The 2,476-nt window shown below is 42.7% G+C and carries 1 protein-coding gene; it reads left to right on the top strand.

The window, feature by feature from the left end; genetic code table 11:
- Window positions 1-1,883, top strand: a 1,883-nt coding sequence (locus tag F6K38_RS39315; protein ID WP_353737276.1) for a choice-of-anchor I family protein, incomplete at its 5' end; no start/stop codon positions are given.
- Between the last annotated feature and the right edge of the window lie 593 nt (window positions 1,884-2,476).

The following is a 2,476-nucleotide window of genomic DNA, read 5'->3' as shown; positions in this document are numbered from 1 at the left end:
ATTGCATCATAAATTGGATCAGAGGCATTTCATTTACAGTATTAGCTAAGTATTACCTATACCTAGACACAGCCAGGAACACCATGGTAAAACATCAGAGTCCATCCATTTTTCCTAGAAAAATGCCTAAAATCATACAATCAACCTTATACTCAACATTGCTGTTGGGTATACTAACATCACCTGCCGCCGCCTTCTCCCTAAACATCAAACCGATTTCTACCTTTTCCACGGGAATCTTCGATGATGGAGCGGCGGAGATATCGACTTTCGATCCACTCAGCCAAAGGTTATTCGTTACCAATGCTAGTAGCAATCAAGTCGATGTCCTGGATTTTGTCGGAGGCAACCTCTCGTTATCCACCACCATCCCCCTGGCATCGTTTGGGGCAACACCAACCAGTATTGCCTCTAGCAATGGCTTACTAGCGGTTTCCGTAGCCAATGAAGTGGGAACTGATCCAGGAACAGTGGCTTTCTTTGACACCAACGGTAACTTCAAAACATCGGTCACAGTTGGTGCCTTGCCTGACGCGGTAACCTTTACCCCAAATGGCAGAAAGTTACTAGTTGCCAATGAAGGAGAGCCAGCCTTTTCAGAGACTTTAGGTCAGATCGTTAATCCAAAGGGGTCGGTTAGTATTATCGACCTTCTTGACCCGAAGCATCCTACTGTCAAGACTGCAGACTTTAGTTCGTTCTCAAAACAGGATCTGGAAAACCAGGGAGTGCAGCTGTTTGTCGATGCATTCGAAAAAATTGAGGCTTCATCCCAGGAGGAATTCGGCATTGAGGATTTATTCGAGTCTCCGATTACCCCTGATCGGGATATCGAACCGGAAAACATCACTGTCTCACACGATAGTAAAACTGCCTGGGTAGCACTTCAGGAAAACAATGCCATTGGTGTTCTCAATCTAGAAACTAATGAGTTCTCCAAGGTTGTGGGTCTCGGTGTCAAAGATCACAGTGAGCCTAATAATGGTTTAGATACTAGCGATAGAGACGATGCTATCAATATCGAAAACAGGCCAGTGTTTGGGTTATTCCAGCCAGACCAACTTGATGTCTATACCGTTGACGGCATAACTTACTTAGTTAGTGCTAACGAAGGCGATTTCCTCCGGATTGAGGGTGACTTAGACGGTGAAGAAGAAACGTTTTTCGAGGAAGATGAACGGATAAATGACTTAGTGTTAGACCCAACTGCCTTCCCTGATGCGATCGCTCTACAAGAAGATGATGTTCTAGGACGTTTGCAAGTTTCAACGATCAATGGTGACCCTGATGGAGACGGTGACTTTGACCAACTGTTTGCCTTTGGAGGACGCTCCTTCTCAATTTGGGAGGTAACACAGGATGGCTTAGAGCTAGTTTTTGACAGTGGCGATGCTTTTGAACAAATAACTGCTGACCTATTTCCGGATTTCTTCAACGCTGAGGGTGAGGAAAACAACTTTGATACCCGCAGCGACAATAGAGGTCCGGAACCCCAGGGCATCAGAGTGGTTGAGTTATTCGGTCGCACCTTTGCCTTCATCGGTTTTGAGCAGATTGGTGGCTTCATAGTCTATGACGTTACCGATCCTGAAAATCCATTCTTTGTGAATTACATCAACAACCGCGACTTCCTAGGGGATCCTGAGGCTGGTACAGCAGGGGATCTTGGTCCTGAAGGATTGCTGTTCATATCAGCAGAGGATAGTCCCTACGACACACCGATGCTAGTTGTTAACAATGAGGTCAGTGGCACAACTACTGTCTATTCAATCGAACAAGTACCAGAACCAAGTTCTATATTGGGTCTGTTAAACGTTATTGCTTTAGGGTGTATGGCTTGGAAGGGAAAGCTTTCAAGAACATGTAAAGAGACTAGCGTTTAAAGGGAAGGGATACTGGGGGAATAATATCTCCTCCAGTTTAATCACTTGCTATGCAGGTAAATCGTTAATTGTTAATTGTTAATTATTAATCGTTAATTGTCTATGTAATTATTTAGGTTTAGGGGTTGACAAACTCTGTAAGTTGTGGATTTGGCAGCAAAAACCAGCAAATTTGGATCGTTTAATACAGTTTGAGTCATTTTTCTGGCAAAATGAACAAAAGAGCTTCAAAAACAACCCCAAGACCTGAATAATTACATTTTCAATTTTAAATTTTTAATACACATCACACCCTTTGATATAAGAAATTTAAGTTAAAGTTTATCTAAAGTTTATCTAAAGTTTATCTAAAGTTTATTTAAAGTTAATCGAATCAATGTATTAAAACTGTTTTAATTTGGTATTAATCCATCACCCCCTACAATAATTGGCGATTGAGGGCGCAAAAAGTTATGAATTTGATGTGGGTCAAGGCCAAGGAATCTGGGGATTAGCGGCCAACTCGCTAGCCACTGCTGCTGCGCCGTATTGATTCAGATGACTCGGATCAGCAAAATACTGATTTTGGTTTAGCCACTGCCTCCCCATATCGA

This window comes from Moorena sp. SIO3B2 (assembly GCF_010692525.1).
Taxonomy (GTDB): Bacteria; Cyanobacteriota; Cyanobacteriia; order Cyanobacteriales; family Coleofasciculaceae; genus Moorena; species Moorena producens.
The sequence above is the reverse complement of the archived record's forward strand: the minus strand, read 5'-3'. Positions and strand labels throughout refer to the sequence as shown.